Annotated in this window: 4 tRNA genes; all 4 read right to left on the bottom strand. The window is 48.7% G+C overall.

Features of this window, described 5'->3' with window-relative positions:
* Positions 1-152: 152 nt before the first annotated feature.
* Positions 153-245, bottom strand: a tRNA-Ser gene (locus tag ACTYBU_RS22505).
* Positions 246-253: 8 nt separating this feature from the next.
* Positions 254-330 (bottom strand) — tRNA-Ile (locus ACTYBU_RS22500).
* An 18-nt stretch (positions 331-348) separates the two neighbouring features.
* Positions 349-425 (bottom strand) — tRNA-Met (locus ACTYBU_RS22495).
* Between the two features lie 22 nt (positions 426-447).
* Positions 448-523, bottom strand: a tRNA-Ala gene (locus ACTYBU_RS22490).
* Positions 524-538: the final 15 nt, after the last annotated feature.

Genomic DNA, 538 nt, shown 5'->3' with positions numbered 1-538 from the left:
ATTAAGATTTTTTGAAAATGCATTTTGTTAAAACTGTCCCGATTTCAGAATGCTTAATCAAGAAGCAGTTCAATCGGTACAACTCGATGTTTATTCGCTGAAGAAAAGCTCGTTGCTCCACCCCGCGACGATACTATTATTTTTATAAAGAATGGAGGAGGAAAGGGGATTCGAACCCCTGCGCGGTTTGACCCGCCTGTCGGTTTTCAAGACCGATCCCTTCAGCCGGACTTGGGTATTCCTCCTCGATAGATGGTGGACCTTGTAGGACTCGAACCTACGACCGGACGGTTATGAGCCGTCTGCTCTAACCAACTGAGCTAAAGGTCCAAATATAGATTTAATTTATGGTAGCGGCAGAGGGGATCGAACCCCCGACCTCACGGGTATGAACCGTACGCTCTAGCCAGCTGAGCTACGCCGCCATAATTCATTATTTTATATAATTGGTGGAGCCTAGCGGGATCGAACCGCTGACCTCCTGCGTGCAAGGCAGGCGCTCTCCCAGCTGAGCTAAGGCCCCATTTCATGCTCTTCC

The sequence above is a fragment of the Niallia sp. 03133 genome, assembly GCF_052663225.1.
Note: the sequence above shows the minus strand (reverse complement) of the source record. Positions and strands in the feature narration are given on the sequence as shown.